This window comes from Peterkaempfera griseoplana, assembly GCF_001418575.1.
GTDB classification, from domain to species: domain Bacteria; phylum Actinomycetota; class Actinomycetes; order Streptomycetales; family Streptomycetaceae; genus Peterkaempfera; species Peterkaempfera griseoplana.
Genome location: NZ_LIQR01000285.1, coordinates 1 through 18,499 on the forward strand (window position 1 = coordinate 1; position 18,499 = coordinate 18,499).

The window sequence follows — 18,499 nt, forward strand, 5'->3', positions numbered from 1 at the left end:
GAAGGGGACGGCGGGCAGGGCGGGGGCCGGCACGGTCAACTGCGGTACGGCGCCGGCGACGCGCGGCCATCCGTCACCGGTCCAGGTGACCTTCTGGATCGCGGTCTCCCGGCCCATGATGCAGCGCCCTCGGGTGGCGTGGGGACGCCCGACGAGGTGGGTGAGGTACCACTCGCCGCCGGTGGTTTCGACCAGGCTGCCGTGTCCGGCCTTCTGGAGGGGCAGTTCGGGGTTGTTGCGGGAGGTGAGGGTGGGGCCGGCGGGGTCGGTCTCGTAGGGCCCGAGGAGGCTGCGGGAGCGGGCGACGGTGACCTGGTGGTCCCAGACGGTGCCCCCTTCGGCGGTCATGAGGTAGTACCAGCCGTCGCGCTGGTAGATGTGGGGGCCCTCGGTGACGCCGATCTCCGTGCCCGAGTAGATCAGATGGACGTCGCCGACGAGCTTGCCGTCCGCGCAGTCCCACTGCTGCGCCTGGATGCCGCCGAAGAAGTCGCGGCCCGGCCGCCAGTCCCCGTTGACGGACAGGAACCAGCAGGTGCCGTCGGCGTCGTGGTGGAGGGAGGCGTCGAATCCGCGGGCGTGGACGGGGATCGGGTCGGACCAGGGCCCGTTGATGTCCGTGGCGGTGGTGATGTAGTTCTGAGCGTCCCACCACCCGCCCAGGTAGTTGTCGACGCGGGTGAAGACCAGGTGGAAGAGGCCGTGGGCGTAGGAGAGGCAGGGCGCCCAGATCCCGCCGGAGTCGGGGACCCCGCTCAGGTCGAGGAGCCGGAGCTCGTCGAGGGCGCCGCCCAGGGACTGCCAGTGGACCAGGTCGCGGGAGTGGTGCAGCGTGACCCCGGGGTACCACTGGAAGGTGGAGGTGGCCAGGTAGTAGTCCTCGCCCACGCGCAGGATCGACGGATCCGGGTGGAAGCCGGGGAGGATGGGGTTGGTGATGGTGGCGCCGTCGGCGTGATCTCCGGCGGACGACACGGAGGTCGACTCGGTGGTCATGGGTGCCTCTCGGATATGCCGTTCAGCCACGTCGCCATAGCGGGCGACGGCCCGGACACCGGTTGGCGTCGATCTCCCGGGCGGGCGGGCAGGGCGCGGGGCGTGAACAGGACGACTGCGGCCAAGGTGGGCGGGGCCTCCAGGGCGTACGGCCGCGAAGGCCCCACCGGAGGGCGGAGCACGGAGGAGGGCCTGGCGAGGGCTGCGGAGACCGTACGGATTTCGACGCGATCTGCCGCATGCCATCCCCGTTCGAAACTTTCGATCAGATTTCCGATTGTTGCTTGAGGAGAAGTTAGGATTCTCATGACGTCACGTCAATCGGGCGTCCGGTAACGAAACGATAACGGCGCTTGCGCCGCCTCGCTCAGCAGGACCTCATGACGGGCGATCGGGACGCGAGGGCACATACCCCCACGCAGGGCACTGCCGACTGCCGCCCCTCGCAAGGGCTGCTCAGCTCGACACCCAGGGCCGAAGAAGCGTGTCGACATCTTGAAAGTTTCGATATCTATGTCGAACGCCTTTCGACCTTTCCTCGCCCACGCCTGCCGTCCACGCCGCCTGTCGGCCGACCACCGCACGGCACGCAGGAAGCGACCACAGACCACCGGGGTTCCTTCGCCGTCGCCCTCCGGACCGTCTCCCAGTACTCACCCGAGGCGCACACCCTCGGCGGGTCCGGACGCCTGCGGCCGGCCCTCCCCGCCGACGACTGGCCGGCCGGGCGGCTCGGCACGCTCGACGGGTCCGCCCCCATGCCGCCCCTTCAGGTCAAGGCCTGCGACAGCGTTCACGACGCAGACCGGAATGAGTCTGCGGAGGCGGCGGGACAGGACACCCGGAATCCCGCCGTCGTAACCCGTGGACATTGCCGGATTCGACCACGCCTCCCTGATCCGGAGGTGCACCATGTCCGGGGAGGGAATGCCGATCGGGCAAAGGAAGCAGGTCGTGTGAACCACGATGCATCACCGCAGGAGGAACCGGCCGAGCATCTCCGATTCTGGGCCTACCTCGACGAGTTGGCGCAGGTCACGGAGTCGGATGAGGTCGAACTGGTCGGCCGAGTCCTCGGCGACCCGGACCGGACGATGGCCCAGTCCGCCGTCGTACGCCACCTGGATCGCCGGGCCGCCGATCTCGGCCCGGAACCTGCCTACGATTCCTGGGCCGAGAAGATGACCCGGGCCACCACAGGCTTTCCGTTCCTTACCCGGCGCCTGCACGAATGGTCCCTCTTCCGAGCCGTCATCTCGGGGCGGCAGTGGAGTCCGGAATCCCTGCTCGGGTCATCCGACTGGCTTCAGCTGAAAACGGCCGACGCGTCGGACCACACCGCCCTCACGATCCTCGCCGAGCACGGTCGCACCAGGCGGATCCGCAACACCGCCCGGAGCAACCTGGGACGTCGGCGGGGCCGGTACTGACCACCCGGTGCACCGCCCGGCGGCCCACGGCGAGCACCTCTCCCGGTCCCCCGGCCGGCCGGTGCCGCCGGCTCCCGTGTCACAGCCGGCGGCGCTGTCTCGTCCCAGGTCCCGGAGACGGGCTCCGGGATCGGAAAGGTGTGGGACATGCGGGTTTTTGTGGCGGGCGGGACCGGCGTCCTGGGGCGGCGGCTGGTACCGCAGCTGGTGGCCCGGGGCCACCAGGTGACCGCGACGACGACGAGTGCGGCCAAGCTCCCGCTGGCGGAGCAGCTGGGCGCGGACGGTGTCGTGATGGACGGCCTGGACGCGGCGTCGGTCGGCGAGGCGGTGGCGGCGGCCCGGCCGGACGTGATCGTGCACCAGATGACCGGGATCAGTACGGCCCACGCCGGCAAGCCCGACCTGAAGCACTTCGACCGGTGGTCCGTTCCCACCATCAGGCTGCGCACCGAGGGGACGGACCACCTGCTGGCGGCGGCCGAGGCGGCCGGCGTACCGCATGTCGTCGCCCAGGGCTACGCCAACTGGAACGGCATCCGTGAGGGCGGCTGGGTGAAGACCGAGGAGGACCCGCTGGACCTGCACGAGGGGTCGGCCGCGTACACCGCGATGGCGGCGCTGCGCCATGTCGAGGAGGTGGTCCTCAAGGCCGGCGGAACGGTGCTGCGGTACGGCGCGTTCTATGGACCGGGCGCCACCGACGACCAGCTGGTGCTTGTGCGCAAGCGGCAGTTCCCGCTGGTCGGGGACGGCACCGGCTATGCCTCGTGGGTGCATCTCGACGACGCGGCCGGCGCCACCGTGCTGGCCGTGGAGCAGAAGGCGAGAGGGGTGTACAACATCGTCGACGACGAACCGGCCCCGGAGAGCGCATGGCTGCCCCATCTGGCGGCGTGCGCGGGGGCGAAGCGGCCGATGCGGGTCCCGGTGTGGCTGGCCCGGCTGCTCGCCGGGGACGTGGTGGTGACGATGATGACCGAGGGACGCGGCTTCTCCAACGCCAAGGCCAAGCGGGAGCTCGGCTGGGAGCTCCGCTACCCGTCGTGGCGGCAGGGCTTCCAGGAGGGGCTGGCGTGACCAGGACCGAGGAGTTCCAGGAACTGCGGCCGCTGCTGTTCTCGATCGCCTACCGCCTCCTGGGGAGCGTGAGCGAGGCCGAGGACGCCGTCCAGGAGACCTGGCTGCGCTACGAGTTGTCCCCCACGCGCCCCGCGTCTGCCAAGGCGTTCCTCTCGGCCGTGGTCACCCGGGTCGCGATCGACACGCTGCGTTCGGCCCGGGTGCGCCGTGAGGAGTACGTCGGGCCGTGGTTCCCCGAGCCGCTGCTCACCGACCCCTACGAGGACCCCGAGCACTCGGCGGAGCTGGCCGACTCGCTGTCGATGGCGTCCCTGCTGCTGCTGGAGCGGCTCAGCCCGCTGGAACGCGCGGTCTTCGTGCTGCGTGAGGTGTTCGCGTTCGGCTTCCCGGACATCGCCTCCGCGGTGGGGAGGTCGGAGGCGGCGTGCCGCCAGCTCGCGGTGCGGGCGCGCCGTCACATGGACGCGGGCAGGCCCAGGTTCGAGGCCGACCGCAGGGAGCGCGAGGAGCTGGCCGGGCGGTTCTTCGAGGCCTTCCGCGAGGGGGACGTCGACGGGCTGCGGGAACTGCTCGCCGCCGACGTGCAGATGGTCGCGGACAGCGGCGGCAAGGCTCCGCAGTGGTCCCGGGGCTTCTTCGGCGCGGACCATGTGTCCCGGGTGCTCACCGCCCTCTTCCCGCCGTTCCTGCGGACCGGCGGGGCCGTGGAGCCGCACCAGGTGAACGGCCAGCCGGGGGCGATCTTCCGCGACCGGGACGGCAGGATCCTCAACACCTGGACGCTCGACATCCTGGACGGGCGGATCCAGGCGATCCGTACGGTGAGCAATCCCGACAAGCTGGGGCACATGGGTCCTGTGGCGGACGCCTGGGCGGTCCTGCGCGAAACCCAGCGGCAGCAGCGCCGCGCAGCGGGCTGACCCGAGGAACCCGCCGCACCCCGCACCGGTGCGCCGATGTGGCGGACGGGACCGCCACCGGTCACCGGAGCGAAGGCGTCCCGTCCGCCGGCCGGTGCGCGATGTCGGTCACGTCACGGGTGCGGACCCCGGTGGGGCTCGCACCCGTGACGGTCACCACACCGGCGGCGGGGGCGTCGGGCAGCGGGTGGAGCGCAGCGACACGGCCGAGTCGCAGACCTCCTCGGTCACGGTGAGCTGCTCCGGGGACGGCGCTCCGCCGGTCCCCGATGGGCTCCGCGGCGGCCTCCGCCCGCAACGGCCACCGCGTAAGCCTCCACCGGCCCCACCCCAGCCAACCGCGCCACCTCCCGGGGCTCCGCCAACGCACCCGACGGCCACCCGCGCAGCCTCCAGCGGCCCCGCCGCTCGATCCGGTGTGCGGCGGCGCGCCGCTCGACCGTCGCGGACTCCTCTGCCGTGACGCCTCCTCAGTTTCAGTCGCGGTCGCCTTGCGCCGGCGGGGCGCCCTGGGCCGGTGCCGCACCTCCGGACTGCGGTGACCCTACGGCGGCCGAACGCTCGAAGGCGCCCGAGGCCGCCATCCGGGCCAGGGCGGTACGCAGGAACGGGCTGGGCACCGCGTAGCCCCCCTCCTGCCGCAGGGGTGCGGGTTCGCCAGGGGGACGGACAGGCGGCGGCGTCTCCCCGCCGTCCGCGTCGGGGAGTCCCCGGCGGGCGGCCACCGCCCTGGAGCGGGCGAGGTGGTCGTGGTCCGGGTCGCCGTCCGCGGCCGGAGTCTCCGCGTGGCCGCCTTCGGTGGCGGACGCAACCGCCGGCTCCCCGCCCGGTTGCTCCGCCTCGTCGCCGAGGACCGCGGAGCGGAGTTGCATCAGCAGGTCGTCGCCCTCGGTCGTCTCGCCGCTCCCGGCCGGGTCTGCGGGCCGGGCCGGGCCGGGAGTGCCCTCCGGGTGCTCCTGGTCGGCCGTGGTCCTGGCGGCGTCGAGCCAGCGGCGGCGCATCCGCTGCCAGTGCCGGTCGCCGGTCGGGGCCTGGGCGGCCCGGCCCGTGACGCCGGAGTCGGCCATCGGCTGCTCCTCGTCCTCCAGGCCCTCGACGCCGAGCGTGGTGGGCCGCACATAGCGCCGCCCGCCGCGGTTCCCGCCGCGTGCGCCCCCGCCAGCGCCGCCGAGGCCACCGGGGTGGGCTCCCCCGGCGCCGCGTGCGGCGGAGCCGGAGCTGCCGGACCCGGCCGTGGTCGCGCTCCGCCCGGTGGCGGAGCGGGCAGCGGCGCCTTCCTCCTCGGCGGCGCCGGAGACTCCCGACACCGCCCGGCGGGATCCCAGCGCCGCCTCCCCGGTGGAGCTGCCGAGGGCGCCCACCCGGCCGCTGCCGCCGAAGGCCGCACCGGCGCCGCCGCCGCCCAGGCGTCCGGCGCCGCCGAGGCGTCCGGCGCGCCCGGCCGCCGAACCGCCGAAGGCGCCGCCGCTCCCGGTGAGCCCGCGCCCGGTGGAGGAGGAGCCGAGCGGGCTCGAGCCGAGCCTGCTGCCGGACGGCAGCCGCGAGGAGGGGGTACCGGAGCCGCCCGGCAGGCCGGAGAAGGTTCCGCCGGGGTAGCCCCCGAGGGTCCCGCCGGAGGACGGACCCGCCAGGTCGAAGGGCACCCCTGAGCTTCCTCCGGTGCCCTGCGGGGACCAAGGCGTCAGCCCGGAACCGGTGGGCACCGCCCCGGACCCCGGGTAGCCTCCGCCGCCCGCACCGAGGTCGCCGAGGCCGGCGAGGTGCAGTCCCTGCCCGGTGGTGGAGGTGTCGAAAACGGACGCGCCGCCGCCCCCGCCCGTGCCGCCGCCCGCACCGCCCACCACCGACGAGCCGTCGGTCACCGTGGGAAGGGAGAAGGGCTGAAGTCCGTCGACCGTGCCGCCGCTCGTGCCTCCGCCGCCCTGGCCGCCGCCCCAGGCGTCCGCCCCCGGCGCGTCCGCTCCGTACGCTCCGTCACCGCCGCCGGCGGTGTCCTGCTCCGGCGCGTCGGGGGCGAAGGCGCCCGGGGCCGTCGTCGCGGTCTCCGGAGTCAGGGCGGCCGTCCGGGGGTCCGCCGGGTCGGCCCCACCCGCGGCGGCCGGGTCGTTGGGGAGGAGGGCGCCGCGCGGCAGGGTGGCCGAGGTCGGGACGGTCCCGGCAGGGGCGCCGGCACCGTGGCCGTGGAGGGTCGCCGCCTGCCCTGCGCCGTCCATCCGGTCCAGGTGTGCCGAGTTCTGCCGCAGCATCGAGTCGATGCTGCCGGAGGCCTCGTCGATGTAGGTGTGGTAGGTGTCGGCGGCCTGCTTGACGCCCTGGGACTTGGCGACGTCGTCGTGTTTCCCGGCGGGATGGCTGGCGATGTAGTCCTTGGCGTACTGCAGTTCGCGGGTCATCTCCGTCTTGGTCTGGGTGACCGCGTGGGTGGCTCCCTGCAGGGAGCCCTCGACGGCGAGCCCCGCGTCGAGGGTGGTGCCGAGGTGGGAGTCCTCGCGGGTCGCGTACTTGCGTAGGTACTCCCCGTACTGCTCGGCGGCCTCGCCGCTCATGTTCTGCCGGGCCTGGGCGGCACCGGAGATGATGGTCCTGGTGTGGGCGGCGGCGGCGCTGTTCCAGGTCTTCCAGGCCTCGCTGAGCTCTGCGAGGGCGTCCTCGTCACCGTTGGGCCAGGCGATGCCGGCGCCGTGCTCGTTGCTCTGGACGATTTTGAGTACTTCGGCGAGGTCGGGCGGGAGCTCGATCACGTGGTTCACTCTCTCGACGGACGTAGGGCGGGGGCCGGAGCTCAGAGCATGCGGTGGCTGCCGCCGCCCCCGGCGGTGGGCCGTTCGACGTCGCCGCGGTTCGGGCGGTCGTTGTAGTCGAGGTCCGGCTGATCGGGGTCGTGGTAGCCGGGCTCCTGCAGCTCCACCGGCACGCCCTGCTGCAACGGCTCCAGCGGCTCCAGCGGCAGCGACGCATGCAACGGCTGCAGCGGCTCCAGCGGCTGCGCCTGCGTCACCACGGTCCCGATCCGCGGCCTCAGCGGCAGCTGCGGTGTGGCGGCCGTCAACGGGGCGAGGACGGGCTCTGCGGCAAGCCGCGGGGAGGCCGCGGTGAGAGACTCGGTGTCGCCGCCGTCGAGGATCCGGCGCAGCTGGGCTGCGGTCTCGGCGTCGTTCTCGGCGTGCCGGTCGCACATCAGCACCAGGTTGTCGGCGAGCTGCGCCGAGTTGTTCAGGTACTGGCGGATGCCCTGGAGCACCCGCTGCTGGTGCTGCGCCAGTCCGCCGACCCCGGACCCCTGCCCCTGGAGGGACATGCCCAGCGGGTCGGTGCCGTAGTGGGCACCGGTCACCCGCTGCACGGCCGCCTCCAGCGTGCGGGTGGCCTGGTCCAGGTCGTCGACGGCACGTCGGATGCCCACCGCGGCCGCGCGGACCTCGGTGGTGTCGATCTCGAAGGATGGGCTGCTCAACTCTGCTCCCCCTCAACGTCGGGCAAGAGACCCCGGGGCCCGCGGGACCTCCCCCGTCCGCGCACCCCGGGAACGTCGGAACACGTGTGCACTACAGCGTTGTCAGGCCACCGGCGCCAGCCACCTGCAACTCCTCGTCGCCGAAGGAGACGGCCAGCGGCACGCTCCCGACCGCGACCTCGTTCAGCACCACACCGGCGGCCAGGTGCCACAACCGCAGGGTGCCTCCCGCGTCCCCGACGGCCGCGAGCGGCTCGCCGCCCAGGTCGCGGCAGACGAGGCTGCGTACTGCCGGGCCGTCGCCGCCGAGGGTCGCCATCCTGCTGCCGTCGGCGACGTCCCAGAGCACCACCGAGCCGTCGTCGGCGCCCGCGACGACCGCGGTGCGGTCGCCGACGGCCGCGAAGGCCAGCGCACCGGCGGGAGCTGCGAGCCCCCGGAGCACCGGGCCGGCAAGGCCGCTGAGGCCGTGCCAGAGCCTGACCGCTCGGTCCGCCCCCGCGGTGGCGATCAGCGCATGGCCGCCGGCCTCCCCGGCGGCCACGGCGGTCACTCCGCCGCGGTGCGCCGTGAGCCGCAGCAGCGGCCTGCCGTCCAGCGGGTCCCAGGTACGCACCGTGCCGTCCTTGCTGCCCGACACCAGCACCCCCGACGGGGCGATGCAGAGGGCGGTGACCGGGCCGGTGTGGGGGGTGGGGACGGTGAGCGGCGAGCCGTCCCGCAGGCCGTGGCAGCGCACCGTCCCTGAGGCGGTGCCGCAGACCAGTACGGGCTCGTCGGCGCCGGTGGCGACGGCGACCGAGGTGACCGGTCCGCCGTCCGCCGCGGTCCGGTGCAGCAGGGTGCCCTCGGCGAGGTCCCACACCTGCACGGTGCCGTTCCCGTGCCCGGCGACCAGGACCGGGGTGCCGTCCAGGTCGGCGGCCGCCAGGGCGGCCACCGGACCCGCCGGCGGCCGGTCCCCGGGGGCGTCGGTGAGCAGGCCGAGACCTGTGCCGCTCTCCGGGTCCCAGAGCCGGACGAGGCCTTCCTCGTCGCCGGTGGCCAGTACCGGTGAGCCGTCCAGCAGGGCGACGGCGAGGGCGGTCAGCCAGCCGCTCCGGGCGGCCCAGCCGTACAGCGCCCTGCCCTCGTGGACGTCCCAGGTGCGGACGGTGCCGTCCAGGGCGCAGGAGGCGAGCACCGGCCTGCCGCCGCGGTCCAGGAGGAAGGCGAGGCCGGTCACGGTGGCGGCGTGTCCGGCGAGGAGGGCGATGGGACGTCCGGTCGCCAGGTCCCAGAGGCGGATGACGTGGTCGGCGCCCCCCGAGGCCAGCACTGCCTGGTTGCCGAGGCTGAGCACCGCGAGGGCGGTGACCCGCTCGGTGTGGCCCACCAGCAGGTGCAGTTGGTCGCCGCCGGCGACGTCCCACACCCGGATCACGCCGTCCTCGCCCGCGGCGGCCAGCAGGTGCAGTTCGGCGCAGCGTGCGTAACAGAGGGCCGAGGTGCCGGGGCGGGTGGCGTGCAGTGTTCCCAGGGGGCGTGCGTCGTCGGCGCGCCAGGCGCGGATGTCGCCGCTGCGGCCGCCGGCGAAGACGAGGGGCAGGCCCTGCACCGTCCCCGCCGCGACGAGTTGGGGGCCGGTGCCGGGTCCGGTGCCGCTGAGCACGGCGCCGTTCGCGGCGTCCCAGATCTTCAGCGCGCCGTGGTGGTCGCCGGCCGCGAAGAGCTCGCGGCCCTCGGCGGTGCCCAGGGTGACCGACTCCGCCACCAGCGCGGTGTCGGGGGCGGAGGAACCGAGGAGTTCCTGGCCGGGTGCGGCGTACAGGCCGAACCCCTTGCCCTCCTCCGCGAGTGCGTAGGCGGGCCGCCCCTGCACGGTGCCGAAGGCGGCCGCGACGCGGGGTTCGGGGCGGCGGGGCGCCGGGTCCTCGCCGTAGGGGGTCCCCACAAGGTCGGCGTCGTCGTCCTGCTGGAGCACGACACCGGGCAGCGGTCCCTGGCCGGTGGGCGAGAGGGCCTGGTCGGCCACCGTCCGCAGCAGCCGGAGCGCGGCGGCGGGGGGCGCCTCGGTGCCGCCGCCCCATGCGGCGTCACCGGAGGGGAGCAGGCCGTGGACGCTCAGCCGCAGGCCGGCGGACTCCTCGGGGGTGGCCGACGGCTCGCCGGGTCCGGTCGCCGCCAGCAGGGAGACCAGCCTGCCGACGACCACGGGATCGATGCGGCCGGACCTGCTCAGTGGGCCGTCGGCGGTCTGCCGCTGGGCCCGGAAGAGGCCGTCCGGGGCTATCTGGAGGTCGGTCCGGACGCCGTCCCCGGTGCTGAGGCGGATGCCGGGGGTTTGGTCGCTCCCGGCCGGGAGGCGTGGGTTGTCGGTGTCCGGCATGGGTCCTCTCCGGCGGATGGTTCGACAGTCGGTCAGTTGGTCATGCACAAAACAAGCTAGCCGTTATCGCTCCGGAGGAGTTCGTCCGGGGCCAACGAGGCGTACACCGCGTCGTGCAGCCGGTGGGTGCGCGAACTGCGGAAGAGCGCGGGTCTGTATCCCGCCCTGCGGAATCCGATCGCGGCCCCCACCACCTGGACGGCCATGTTGTCGGCCGCCGCGTAGGCGTCGATCCGCCGCAGCCGCAGGACCTCGAAGCCAAACCGGCAGACCAGCCGCAGGCCTGCGGTGGCGGTCCGCATCCGGCGCGCCTCCGGGAGCAGCCAGATGGAAGCCTCCGCGACGCCCTCGTCGAGCCGGAAGTCGACCAGTTCCGCCGAGCCGATCGCGGTGCCGTCGGGGCGGGCCAGGGTGAAGCAGGCCGCCCGGTCCTCCTGCCACAGCCGGGGGGCCACGTCGCTGATCCACCGTTCCGCGGAGCCCAGGTCCACATGGGGAACGACCGCCTGCATGAACTCCCGGACCACCGGATCCCGGCTGCCCGCCACCAGCGCCTCCGCGTCGCGGAGTTGGGGCCGGCGCAGCACCACGTCACGCTCTGCAAGCAGTGGCACGTCGTCCAGGGAGCTGGGCAGCCGTATCCCACAGGCCTCCGCGGGTGCCGTCTCCGGGCAGCCGGGGAGGGAGGGGCACGGGTGCTGCTGCAAGGAAGGACTCCAGGACGGGTCGGGCGGCGCGGTACTCGGTCACGCCACCCCGGTGCCGCCCTTCTGTCCGAGGCGGCCGGACTTCGCATAGATTATCAGCTCATCCGATCATATTGATGAACCATCAGTTCATCCATGAACGCATCCGCCGATCCTCCACGCTGCGGCGACAACCGCTCACGACTGCCGGATATTCCGCCTTCGCCCGCCCGGACCACCCGCTCCGACCTGGGCATTCGCCAGCGGAGCCCGGAGAGGGCAGACCGAGGACGAGTGCTCGCGGTCGACCCGGGACCGACCGGGACGCCGATGGAGACTCTCCGCGCGGCAGCGGGGATCGGCGGCCGCCCGCGGCCTCGCCCCGGATCGCCGCCGACGGCTCGTCCCCGCGCGCGGCCGCGCACCCACCGGGCACCGAGACTTCACCTCGCCCCTCTCCATGACTCCGGAGGAGCCTGTCCGGTTCCCGCGCCCCCGGGCAGTGGGCCAGGGAGTTGACAGGCCGTCCCGGATGCGGCGAGGACCAGCACGGAGAGTAACCGAATGCGGACCGCAATCCGCTCCTCGTCGGCCCGTACACGACCCCCGCACAGCGGTGCCCAGCGTTCCCCGCCGCCCGCCGCCCGACACCGGCCCGGGGCCGCTCCCGCCGCGTCCTGGACGGGGCGTCATGTGCCGCAGGGTCCGGCCCTCGTCCGGCCCGCGGCGGCCGGCGACTGGTGCGGCCTTTCAGTACACGCCGGCGCGGGCTGCGGCCAGCGCCGCGGCCGCAGCCCGGTCGGCGGCCTCCTCGTCCAGCGGTTCACCCGTGTTGAGGAGGGCGTAGTACAGGGGGGCGGAGACGGCGGCGATGACGCGCCGCGGATCGGTGGTGCCCGGGAGTTCGCCGCGCCGGACGGCGTCGGTGACGCACCCGGCCCACTCGTCGATCCGCACGGCGTAGAAGCGGTGCAGCGCCTCGGCCGCCTGGTCGTTGCAGAGGGAGGCGGCGACCAGCGCCCTGAAGAGGCGGCCCTGCCGGGCGTCGGTGAGGGTCCTGACGACCAGGCGGGCGTTGGCCCTGAGGTCCTCCTGGAGGCAGCCGCTGTCGGCGCGGGGCACCGACTGCGCCGCCATGTCGTCGAGGAGGTCCGCCGCCAGCGCGCCCGGGGTCCCCCAGCGACGGTAGACGGTGGTCTTGCCGACACCGGCCCGGCGGGCGATCTCGGCCAGGTCCAGGGAGTCGAAGCCCTCCTCGGCGAGGGTGTCGCCGGCCGCCTGGAGCACCGCCTCGCGGACGCGGGCGGTACGTCCACCGGGGCGGACGGTGCCCGGGGTGGGGGCTTCTGACATGTCTGCTCCTCCTCACTGCCGCCTCCACACCCCCGTATCGGGACTGCGGTTCCTTTACGGCGCCCCACGATGCTATCGTCCCCAACGTAAAGGAACTCCAGACCCGTTAGTGGCGTCGCCGGGCGGCCCTGGCCTCCCTGCCGTACGCCCTGACATCCGCTCACCCCCTGACAGCGCAGGGGACCCGGAGGGAACACACCCATGGCCACCACCAGTTCCGTACCGCAGCACACCGCCGGACCGACGGCCCCCACGGTCCCGCCCGAGCGGCTGACCGGCAGTTCGAAAGTGGTCCTCGCCGTCCTTCTGGTCGCCCAGTTCATGCTGGCGGTCGACTTCTCGATCCTGAACGTCGCGCTCCCCGCGATCGGCGACGGACTGGACTTCTCCCTCGCCGACCTGCAGTGGATCGCCACGGCCTTCGCCCTCTGCGCGGCCGGCTTCACCCTCCTCCTCGGACGCATCGGCGACCTGTTCGGCCGGAAGCGGACCTTCCTCACCGGTCTCGGTGTCCTCTGCCTGGCCTCCCTGGCCGGCGGTCTGGCGACCAGCCCCGAGGTGCTGGTCGCGGCCCGCGTCGCACAGGGCCTGGCCACCGCAGCCGTCACTCCCGCCGGACTCTCCCTGCTGACCACCTCCTTCCCCGAAGGCCCGCTGCGGCAGAAGGCGCTCGGCCTCAACGGCGCGCTGATGTCCGCCGGTTTCACCACCGGCGCGATCCTGGGCGGCCTCCTCACCGACCTGCTCTCCTGGCGCTGGGCGTTCTTCGTCAACGTCCCGGTCGCACTGACCGTGCTGCTGGTCGCCCCCGCCGTCATCAGGGACTCACGTCCCGCCCGGCGCCCCGGCCTCGACCTGCCCGGCGCACTCAGCGTCACCCTCGGGCTGCTCGGCCTCGTCTACGGCCTGACGCAGGCCGGCCAGTACGGCTGGACCAGCGCCCGCGCCCTGACCGGGCTGTCGGCCGGTGCGCTGCTGCTGGTCCTCTTCCTCCTCGTCGAGCGCAGGACGGCCCGTCCGCTGGTTCCGCTCGCCGTGCTCACCCGCCGCACCGTCGCCTGGGGCAACGTCCTCGGCCTGCTGGCCTTCGCCACCGAGACCTCGCTGGTCTATCTGCTCACCCTCTACATGCAGAAGACCCTCGGCTTCTCCGCCCTGGCCGCGGGTGTCTCCTTCGGGCTGCTGGGCGCCGGTACGGTGGTCGGCGGCACCCTCGCCCCCAGGGCCATCGCCCGCACCTCCACCCGCACCGTCCTCGTCGCCGGTGGACTCCTTCAGGCCGTCCTCACCGTCGCCCTGCTGCCGCTCGGTGCGGATCCGGCCTGGATGGGGCTGCTGCTGCCCGCCACCTTCCTCGGCGGCGTCGGCAACATGCTGGTGATCGTGGGCTTCATGGTCACCGCCACCTCCGGGCTGCCGGACGCCGAACAGGGCCTGGCCACCGGCCTGGCGACCATGTCCCAGCAGATCGGCATCACCATGGGCACACCGGTCATGTCCGCCGTCGTCACCGCTGCGACCGCCGGGGTCACCACCGGGGCGGCGGTCCTGCACGGTGTCACCGTCGCCATCGCCGTCAACACGGTCCTGGTCCTCCTCGGCGTCCTGGTCGCCGCCGTCGCCCTGCCCGGCGGACGCCGCAGGCGGCACCCCAGCGCCTGACCCCGCCGGCCACCGGTGATGGAACCTCCCCTCCCCCGGTCCACCACCGCACACCGCAACGGGGCCTCCGGAATAGCGTCACCGACCCCGGGGTTGCGGCAGGCGGACACTCGCTCGCCCTATCCGCGGAGGCAGCTCATGAAGATCGGCATCATCGGCGCGGGCAACATCGGAGGCAACCTCACCCGACGCCTCACCGCGCTCGGGCATGACGTCTCGGTGGCCAACTCACGCGGTCCGCACACCCTCACCGCGCTCGCCGAGGAGACCGGGGCCACCCCCGCCACCGCGGCCGACGCGGTGCGCGGCGCACAGGTCGTGGTGGTCACCGTGCCGCTGAAGGCGGTCCCCGATCTGCCGTCCGGTCTCTTCGACGGCGTCGGCGACGGCGTCGCGGTGATCGACACCGGCAACTACTACCCCAGGGAGCGGGACGGCCGGATCGCCGCCATCGAGGAGGGCCTGCCCGAGAGCCGCTGGACCGAGCAGCAGCTCGGCCGTCCCGTGGTCAAGGCGTTCAACGGCACGTACGCACAGGACATCCTGGACCGGCCCCTGCCGCAGGGCGACCCCGCGCGGATCGCCCTGCCGGTCTCCGGCGACGACGAGGCCGCGAAGCAGACGGTCCGCGACCTCATCGACGAGCTGGGGTTCGACACCGTCGACGCCGGCGGACTCGACGAGTCCTGGCGCCAGCAGCCCGGGACCCCCGTCTACGGTCTGCGCGACGGAGTCGACGGCGTCGTCAAGGCGCTCGCCGAGGCCTCGCCGGAGCGTCCCGAGGGCTTCCGGGCGTAGCGCGAGGGCCGGCATGCGCGTGTCCGGGACCAGGGGCCGGCTGCGCGCATGCCTCGGCACCGGCCCGCCGGACGCCCTACGGGCAGTCGAGTTGACGTAACGTCAGGCGACCGTGGCCATGACCGCACGGTCCTGCTGGAGGGTCAGTCCGGGCTTGGGCCGGATCTCCCCGGGGTCGATGTCGAGCCGGAAGCGCTGGGCGAGGGTGGCGAGGACCAGTACCGCCTCGACGGTGGCGAAGCGGGCGCCGAGGCAGGCGCGGGGGCCGCCGCCGAACGGGAACCAGGCGTGGTCGGGGACGGGGGTCCCGGCGTCCTCCGCCCAGCGCTCCGGGCGGAAGGCCCCGGGTTCGGGGAACCAGCGCTCGTCCCGGTGGGCGCTCCACTGGCTGCACCACAGCACGGTGTCCTCGGCGACGGGGTGTCCGGCGATGGTGGAGCCGTCCTTGGCCCGGGCGGTCATCAGCCAGATCGTCGGGTAGAGCCGCAGGGTCTCCCTGACGATCTGCTCGGTCCACCGCAGCTGCCTGACGTCGTCGAAGCCCGGTGTGCGGCCGCCCAGGACGGTGCGCAGTTCGGCGGAGAGCCGCTCCCGGGCCTGCGGGTTGCGGGAGAGCAGGTACCAGGCCCAGGTGAGCGTGGTGGCGGTGGTCTCGTGGCCGCCGACGTAGAGAGTGACGGCCTCGTCGCGGATCTCCCGGTCCGTGAGCGGCACGCCCTTCTCGTCCCGGGCGGCGAGCAGGCGGCTGAGCAGGTCGTCGCGTTCGCCCGAGGCGCGGCGTGCGGCGGTGACCCGGGCGATCTCCTCGTCGACCACGGCGACCGCCGCCCTGAGGCGGCGCCGTCCGGGGGTGGTCACCCAGGGCGGCAGAAAGAGCGTGATGCCCCGGAACTCGGCGCCGATCTCGCGCTGGGCCACATCCATGGCGTCTCCGATGACCGCCTCCCGGCCCACCGTCTCGGCGCCGAACAGGGTGCGTACGGCGATCCGCTGGGTGAGGCCGTGCATCTCGCGGCGGAGGTCGACCCGGTCGCCCGGCTTCCAGCGGTCGGCCACCGCCTCCGCGCACTCGGCCATGACCGTCGCATAGGTCCGCACCTGGCGCGGCCGGACCGCCGGTTGCACCAGGGCACGCTTGCGGCGCCAGTCGGCGCCCTCGCTGACCACCACGCCGTTGCCGAGGAGCAGGGTGAAGGCCCAGCCGAGTTCCGGGTGGCGGTAGTCGGTCTCCACACCGGCGAGCAGTTCGCCGATGTGCTCGGGCCGGGAGAGGAAGATCGCGCGCCGGGGGCCGAGCCGCCACTGCACCAGGTCGCCGTGGCCGCGCAGCCGCTCGAAGAAGGCCAGCGGGTCCCTGGCGAAGTGGGGGATGCTGCCCAGCAGCGGCAGTCCGCGCGGGCCGGCGGAGATCACGGCCTCGGTGGTGGCGTCGACGGGCATCGGTTGTCCTCCCCCTGGACTGCATCCGGCGCAATCATCTTGCAACGGCCGAGTCCTGCGCACCAGGGTCCCCGCGGCTCGGGGCACGACGGCGGACGGGCACCCGGGGCCCGCACCGGCGTAGGCCCGTCGTCCCGCGCACGCCACCCGCCGGGGGCCCCCGGCCGGGCCGGGCCGGTGGCATCTCCTCGGACGGGTGGCGGCGGGGTCCGGGTTCAGGAGCCGAGGTGGTAGTACCCGAGCAGGTCGGTGTGCGAGGCCACGGTGTCCTGGCGGACGTAGGTGCCGGTGTACGGGGCGTTGATCATCAGCCCGTTGCCGATGTAGACGCCGACATGGTGCACGGTCGCCGCCGAGCCGCCGAAGAAAACCAGGTCACCGGGGACCGCCGTGGCCGCGGTGACCTTGCCGAACCGGGGGTTGGCCACCTGGTTGCGCGTGGTCTGGCCGATGTCGCCCGCGCCCGCCCGCCAGTACAGCCAGCGGGTGAACCCGGAACAGTCCAGACCGACCCAGGTGTCCGCGGGGCAGGGTGAGATGGCGCCGGTGTAGTCGTCGCAGATGCCGATCGACGGGCCGAAGGAGAAGGCGCCGTCCTCATGTCCGCCTCCCCAGACGTACTGGATGTTCTGCCCGAGGGCCTGCTGGGCGAAGCCCACCACGGCGGCGTACCGGCCCGGTCCCAGGTCGGCCGGCTGCTGCGGCGCCGGGTCCCCGTAGAGCGCGGCCTTGGTCGGCGGGTCCACCAGTCCGGTGACGGAGAGGTGGTGGGAGCTCAGGTACGTGGTGACCGCGGCGGCGGTGGCCGTGTCCAGCACATGGGTGACGGTCAGCGAGGCGCCGGCGGCCCTCAGCCTGTTCTGCAGCTCGGTGACACAGCCGTCGTTCTCGTTCGCCTCCAGCTGTACCGGGCAGTTCAGCGACCGCAGGTCGATCGGCACCGCCGGGTCCTTGCGGTAGAGCGCGGCCTTGGTGGCCGGGCCCACCAGTCCGTCGGCGGTGAGGCCCTTCGACGACTGGTAGGCCAGGACCGCGGCATTGGTCGCCGGGCCGAAGTCCCCGTCGATGTCCAGCGCCGCGCCGCCCGCGTCGAGCAGCGTCTGCAACTCGGTGACACAGCCGCTGAGCTGCCCCTGCTTGACGGTGCTCGGGCAGTCGCTGGAGAGCAGGTTGATCCTCGGCGGTACGGTGGCGGCCGACGCGGAGGTGGTGGCGGTCAGGGCCAGCAGCCCGGCCGCGATGCCGGCCGCGGTTCCGCGACCGATCCGGCTGAGACGTCCGTGCGCACGCATGGTTCTCCCTCGGGTGGTCATGGTTCGCGGGTCACTTGCCGGCCTGCAGGGCGGTCCAGGTGAGACTGCCGACGATCCCGTCGGCGGAGAGGCCCTTGGCGCTCTGGTAGGCCTTCACCGCGGCCGTGGTGGCCGGGCCGAAGTCGCCGTCGATGGTCAGGGTCTGGCCGCGGGCGGCGATCAGCGCCCGCTGCAGCCGCATGACGTCCGCTCCGGTCGAACCGGACTGCAGGGTCGGCCTGGTGCCGGCCGCGAGCAGCGCCGTCCAGGTGTGGGAGTCCACGGCGCCGGTGGCCGGCAGGGCCCTGCCGCTCTGGAACGACTGCACGGCCGAGGCCGTGACGGGGCCGAAGATGCCGTCCACGGCGCCGGAGAGGTATCCCAGCCCCTGCAGCCGGCACTGGGCCGCGCTCACCAGCCCGCCGGTGGAGCCGGAGGAGATCGCGGGGTAGAGGGAGAAGTCCAGGTTGGCGGTGCAGACGCCGCCGAACGGCCCGCCGTCCACGTCCAGGTAGTCCCGGTCGATGTTGATGGTGACGCCGCCCCAGGTCTCGTCGGTGTCCCCGGAGAGCTGGTGGATGCGCTGGTGGTCGGCCCAGTCGGCGGCCGGGACATAGGGGCCGGCGTCGGTGTCCGCGAGGCCGTTCCAGCGGGCGAACCAGATGTGGTCGGGCATCGTGTAGGTGCCCGTGGTGTACTCGGCCGCCAGGTCGGCCATGCCGGAGGCGGCGGAGGAGTAGACGCCGGAGAGGTAGCCGTCCGCGTGCAGTTCGTCGGTCCAGGCGCTGAGGAAGGTCATCACCGCATCGCTGCAGGAGGCGTTGGTCTGGTCGTACGCCTCCATGTCGTCGTAGAGCACGCTGCCGGTGGGCAGCCCCAGGGCGGCGGCCGCCGCGACCGCCTGCTGGGCCTCGCTGTGGCCCTGGCCGGCGGCGGTGGCGAGGGTGGTGGAGACCCGGTGGCCGAAGGTGGTGCAGGGCGCCTGGAGTCCGACGTGGATGGGGATGACGTGCCAGC

General features: G+C 73.7%; 14 protein-coding genes. 5 read left to right on the forward strand and 9 right to left on the reverse strand.

Translation table 11 applies throughout. From position 1 onward, the window contains the following. The coding region (locus tag AOK09_RS21105) for a glycoside hydrolase family 43 protein (RefSeq protein ID WP_157875976.1) at positions 1–996 on the reverse strand (996 nt) is incomplete at its 3' end. Positions 997–1,952: 956 nt separating this feature from the next. Between AOK09_RS21105 and AOK09_RS21110 the strand changes: the two genes are divergently transcribed. The 3 genes from AOK09_RS21110 (at position 1,953) to AOK09_RS21120 (ending at position 4,429) form a co-directional block, all read left to right on the forward strand. Then, entirely contained in the window at positions 1,953–2,426 is a 474-nt protein-coding gene (locus tag AOK09_RS21110; protein ID WP_055588783.1) for a hypothetical protein, read from the forward strand. 147 nt (positions 2,427–2,573) lie between these two features. Continuing rightward, positions 2,574–3,506 carry an NAD-dependent epimerase/dehydratase family protein gene (locus AOK09_RS21115; RefSeq protein WP_055588784.1) on the forward strand — a complete coding sequence of 311 codons (933 nt, stop codon included), beginning with the start codon at positions 2,574–2,576 and terminating at the stop codon, positions 3,504–3,506. Further along, complete coding sequence (locus tag AOK09_RS21120) at positions 3,503–4,429, forward strand: RNA polymerase sigma-70 factor (RefSeq protein WP_055588785.1); 927 nt, start codon at positions 3,503–3,505, stop codon at positions 4,427–4,429. Before AOK09_RS21115 ends, AOK09_RS21120 begins: the two co-directional genes overlap by 4 nt. Before the next feature lie 476 nt (positions 4,430–4,905). Here AOK09_RS21120 and AOK09_RS21130 read toward each other — a convergent pair whose 3' ends face one another. From AOK09_RS21130 to AOK09_RS21150, 5 genes are all read right to left on the reverse strand, one after another. Continuing rightward, positions 4,906–7,170, reverse strand: a complete 2,265-nt coding sequence (locus tag AOK09_RS21130) for a WXG100-like domain-containing protein (RefSeq protein ID WP_157875977.1) — start codon at positions 7,168–7,170, stop codon at positions 4,906–4,908. 41 nt (positions 7,171–7,211) lie between these two features. Next, on the reverse strand, positions 7,212–7,883 hold the full coding sequence (locus AOK09_RS21135; protein WP_055588788.1) for a hypothetical protein: 672 nt from the start codon (positions 7,881–7,883) through the stop codon (positions 7,212–7,214). Between the two features lie 91 nt (positions 7,884–7,974). Then, entirely contained in the window at positions 7,975–10,251 is a 2,277-nt protein-coding gene (locus AOK09_RS21140) for a WD40 repeat domain-containing protein (protein WP_055588789.1), read from the reverse strand. Positions 10,252–10,307: 56 nt separating this feature from the next. Next, a complete protein-coding gene (locus tag AOK09_RS21145) occupies positions 10,308–10,865 on the reverse strand; it encodes a GNAT family N-acetyltransferase (RefSeq protein ID WP_157875978.1) in 558 nt (185 codons plus the stop codon). Positions 10,866–11,687: 822 nt separating this feature from the next. Further along, a complete protein-coding gene (locus AOK09_RS21150; protein ID WP_055588791.1) occupies positions 11,688–12,290 on the reverse strand; it encodes a TetR/AcrR family transcriptional regulator in 603 nt (200 codons plus the stop codon). Positions 12,291–12,491: 201 nt separating this feature from the next. On the opposite strand from AOK09_RS21150, the gene AOK09_RS21155 reads away from it, so the two are divergent. Both AOK09_RS21155 and AOK09_RS21160 read left to right on the forward strand, forming a co-directional pair. Beyond that, a complete protein-coding gene (locus tag AOK09_RS21155; protein ID WP_055588792.1) occupies positions 12,492–13,952 on the forward strand; it encodes an MFS transporter in 1,461 nt (486 codons plus the stop codon). An 18-nt stretch (positions 13,953–13,970) separates the two neighbouring features. Continuing rightward, positions 13,971–14,750, forward strand: a complete 780-nt coding sequence (locus tag AOK09_RS21160) for an NADPH-dependent F420 reductase (protein WP_107101409.1) — start codon at positions 13,971–13,973, stop codon at positions 14,748–14,750. A 102-nt stretch (positions 14,751–14,852) separates the two neighbouring features. On the opposite strand, the gene AOK09_RS21165 is transcribed toward AOK09_RS21160, so the two are convergent. From AOK09_RS21165 to AOK09_RS42355, 3 genes are all read right to left on the reverse strand, one after another. Beyond that, positions 14,853–16,190 (reverse strand): cytochrome P450, encoded by a 1,338-nt coding sequence (locus AOK09_RS21165; protein ID WP_055588794.1) that lies wholly within the window; start codon positions 16,188–16,190, stop codon positions 14,853–14,855. 215 nt (positions 16,191–16,405) lie between these two features. Then, positions 16,406–17,482, reverse strand: a complete 1,077-nt coding sequence (locus AOK09_RS21170) for a C40 family peptidase (RefSeq protein ID WP_055588795.1) — start codon at positions 17,480–17,482, stop codon at positions 16,406–16,408. Between the two features lie 31 nt (positions 17,483–17,513). Then, the coding region (locus AOK09_RS42355; protein ID WP_245687407.1) for a glycoside hydrolase domain-containing protein at positions 17,514–18,499 on the reverse strand (986 nt) is incomplete at its 5' end.